Here is a 4,066-nt window from a genome sequence, read left to right on the forward strand (position 1 = left end):
GCTATTTTACACTATTATTTTTAAAGACAAAAAAGTCCTAATAAGGAATATCCCATGAACGGAAAATTATATTTAATCGGTTGCGGACCCGGCGATGCCGATCTCCTCACCCTAAAAGCGCTTAAAACTATCGAAAAACTCGACATTGCCCTCATCGATCATCTCCTCACCCAAGAGATCATCGACCTCATCCCACCACATACCAAAGTGGTATTCGTCGGAAAAGAAAAAGGAAAGCACAGCTTCCCCCAAAGTGAGATCAATACAATGATTACCGACTATGCTCATCAGGGATACACCGTCGGACGACTCAAATGCGGTGATCCCTACATCTTCGGTCGTGGAACCGAAGAGGCGATTTATGCCTCGCAAAACGCTATTGTGACCGAAGTGATCCCCGGAATTTCTTCGGCTCTCTCAGGACCCCTCTCCGCCGGAATCGCTCCAACCGCGCGCGGTATCAGTACCGGAGTATCGGTCGTATCGGCACACCTCTCAGGAGATCGTGTCAATCTTTCATGGATTCCGATGCTCAGTGCCAGTGATCACACCACCGTTGTCCTTATGGGGCTTAGCCGAACCCGACAAATCGTCAAAGAGGCATTGGATCAGGGGGTGGATGCCGCATTGCCCGTCGCGATTATCTCCAATGCCACCACAGCACACCAAAGCTCTATTATTACAACATTAGGTGAGCTCATCACAGCCTCCAAAGGAGCTCCGAAACCGGCCATTTTGGTTTTCGGAAATGTCGTCAATTTAGCACAAGTTCTCCCAACGTATCGTTATGAACCCAAGGAGAATCGTTATGACATCGTTACAGCAAGCTAACGCCGAGCGGAGTATCAAACGACACAAAACCGAATCGATCAAGGATGCTTTTAGTGCACGAGATGCGTGGGAACGACTGATCGGGTATTCCAAAACAGGGTATGCTTCCATCACCGACGAAGATAAAGATTTCATCCTCAAAAGCTTCGGTGTGTTCGATCGCCCTGCTACCCCTGAGCGGTTTATGATTCGCGTTCGGATCGCCGGAGGAGCGTTGAGCATTAAGCAGGCCATGGCGGTAGCAGATGTTGCACAACGTTTCGGGCGTGACTACATCGATCTCACTACCCGTCAGCAGATCGAACTGCGCTATGTTAGTATCGAAGATCTCCCCGAAGCACTGAGTGCTTTAGAAAGTGTTGGACTCACCAGCTATCAAACGGGAGTCGATAATTTCCGAAATATCCTCCTCGACCCTCTCGATGGATTAGCGATGGACAACCTACTTTCCTGCCAAAGCATCCTCCAAGAGATCCAAGGGGTATTTTTAAAAAATGATGAGTGGATCACTACGCTGCCTCGTAAATTCAACATTGGCATCAACGGCTCACTCTCAAACCGCTGCAACATCTTCGGTCAAGACTTCGCCCTCGCCCTCGCTCAAAAAGAGGGGGAATACGGGTTTAATCTCTATCTGGGAGGGCGTGTCGGACATCTCGCCCAAAGTGCCGATATGTTTCTCCTCCCCGAGCAGGCAAAAACAGTATTTGTCGCCGTTGCATCACTCTTTAAAACCTACGGGTTTAGAGATAATCGCAACAAAAACCGTCTCAAATTCCTCATCGATGCGGTCGGTATGGAGGAGTTTCGCCATGCCATTATTGAATCACTGGGGCAAGATATGCCTCAAGCGGGGACGACCTTATGTGATGCCGAAGGGGGAGATCATTACGGCCGTGTCGCACTCAAAAACGGAACCTTTGCCCTCTATGCCGCTGTCCCCTCAGGTGTCTTTAGCGGAAGCGATTTGATGGAAGCCGCTCGAGTAGCCGAGTCCCACAACGGAGCCATTCGTCTTACGATCGAGCAGAACCTCATCCTAACGGGGATTCGTGATGAAATCACTACTCTGGCATCACCGCTCTTTCTCAAATATCCTAACCGTCCCTCACCCTATATGGCAAACCTCATCGCGTGTGCCGGAAGCGAACACTGCCCGTTTGGCGTAATTCCCGGAAAACCCGATGCGATCGCTATGAGCGAGTTTTTAAGCCGAGCCGTCCCGATTGACAATGCAAAAGTACGCCTTTACTGGTCAGCATGCATCAAAGGGTGCGGTATCCACGGTGCGGGAGATTTGGGATTTGTGGGGTGCAAAGTTCCTCTTGATGGGAAAACGACGCTTGGAGTCGATATCTTCCTCGGCGGCAGCCTCAGCCATAATGACGAAGAGGCGAAACTCTTTCTAAAAGGGATCACTCTCGAAGAAGCGCCTCACTACGTGGCGGAGTTGATGAAACTCTATCGAGATACTCGACGGGACGGCGAGAGTTTGGAGCAGTTTATCAAACGTCTTCGTTCCCACTATGAGATCAGCGAGATAGCCGAAATCGTACGTCATAACTTTGCGATGGCACATGAGTCTAGCCATGATTTTCAGAGCTTTGATCGGATGCCAAGATGAGTAATTCCATCGATACGGGGTGTCCATTTTGCGGAACGGGATGCGGCTTAAGCATCGAATGCACCGATAAAGGGTTCAAGGTCAAAGGAGATCAAACCAACCCCTCTACTCTCGGAGATTTATGTTTCAAACCGATTCAAATGGCGAAAGCACTCGACGCCAACCGCCTCACAACTCCGCTGTATCGTACTCACAAATCCGATCCTTTCCGCGAAATATCGTGGGAAGATGCGATAAAAATTCTAGCCGATCAGATCCGAACCCTTCCCAGAACATCCCTCTACTTTTACCTTTCAGGTCAGCTTTTAACCGAAGAGAGCTATCTCTTTACAAAACTGATCAAAGGGTACCTGGGAACTAATAACGTCGATGCCAACTCGCGCCTTTGTATGGCGAGTGCCGTCATCGCCCATAAAATGGCATTCGGAAGCGACGGGGCCATAGGAAATTACGCCGATATCGACGATGCCGAAGTCATCCTCATTAGCGGTTCCAACCCTGCATGGGCACATCCTATCATTCACCGCGGTATCATGGCACGTAAAAAATCCGATCCCGATACCAAAATCATCGTTATCGATCCGATCCGTACCGAAACCGCTGCAAAAGCCGATCTCTGGCTCGGACTTCACAGCGGAAGCGATACGATGCTCTACAACGCCCTTTTAGCACAAATACATGCACGTGGAGGGTGTGATAGCGATTTTATTTCCCGTTCCTGCGAAGGGTTTGAGCAGACACTCGATGCCGCACAAGCGATCCCGTATCTTGAAGCTGTTCAATCGTGCGGGTTGTCTATCGAAGATACTGATATTTTAGTGGACCTTTTTGCCTCGGATAAAAAAATCCTCGGGCTATGGTGTCAGGGATTGAATCAGGCCGTGGATGGCGTTATGCGTAATCTCGGATTCATCAACCTCTTTTTAGCTACGGGTCGAATCAATGCCCAAAAAGGACTCCCGTTCTCTCTCACAGGGCAGCCCAATGCCATGGGAGGGCGTGAAGTGGGCTATCTCTCCAATGGCCTCCCCGGTTACCGTGATGTCCGTAACCCTCATGATCGCCAATCATGTGAGCACCATTGGAATCTACCTCCGAATGCTATCTCTTCGGAAGTAGGAATCACCATCACCGATGCCATCGAGGCAATCGTGCGAGATGAAGTACAATTTCTATGGGTTGCCTGCACCAATCCGCTTCTCACCCTCCCTGATGTTTCTAAAACCCGTTCTGCGCTTTTGCAAAACGATCTTTTTTTAGTCGTTCAGGATTGTGTACTGAGCGAAACTGCCTCTCTTTCAAACCTCGTTCTCCCCAGCGCTGCATGGGGAGAAAAAGAGGGGAGCATGACCAATTCGGAACGCTTTATCAAACGAGTCAGAGCCTTTAAACCTGCCCCTAACAGTGCCAAAAGCGACTCCGAAATTGTCTGTTCCGTGGCACAGGCATTAGCGTTTTCAGGATTTGATTTTACCGATACGTCAGAGATTTACGATGAGTATAAAAAAATGACCGAGAAACGGTTATGCGACCAAAGCATGCAAGAATATGAGACCCTCTCCTATCAATGGGGAGGCGAACGACTTTATTCGGATGAGTTCTTTTCAACAC

The 4,066-nt window shown here is 49.3% G+C and carries 3 protein-coding genes; all 3 read left to right on the forward strand.

Features of this window, described 5'->3' with window-relative positions; translation table 11 throughout:
• Window positions 1-54: 54 nt before the first annotated feature.
• A complete protein-coding gene (gene cobA, locus WB308_RS03965; protein ID WP_424189220.1) occupies window positions 55-831 on the forward strand; it encodes a uroporphyrinogen-III C-methyltransferase in 777 nt (258 codons plus the stop codon).
• Window positions 809-2,455: a nitrite/sulfite reductase gene (locus tag WB308_RS03970; RefSeq protein WP_424189222.1), complete on the forward strand. Its 1,647-nt coding sequence runs from the start codon at window positions 809-811 to the stop codon at window positions 2,453-2,455. Before cobA ends, WB308_RS03970 begins: the two co-directional genes overlap by 23 nt.
• The coding region (locus WB308_RS03975) for a molybdopterin-dependent oxidoreductase (protein WP_424189224.1) at window positions 2,452-4,066 on the forward strand (1,615 nt) is incomplete at its 3' end. The genes WB308_RS03970 and WB308_RS03975, both read left to right, overlap by 4 nt.

The organism is Sulfuricurvum sp. (assembly GCF_049587615.1).
In the GTDB taxonomy this organism is placed as follows: domain Bacteria; phylum Campylobacterota; class Campylobacteria; order Campylobacterales; family Sulfurimonadaceae; genus Sulfuricurvum.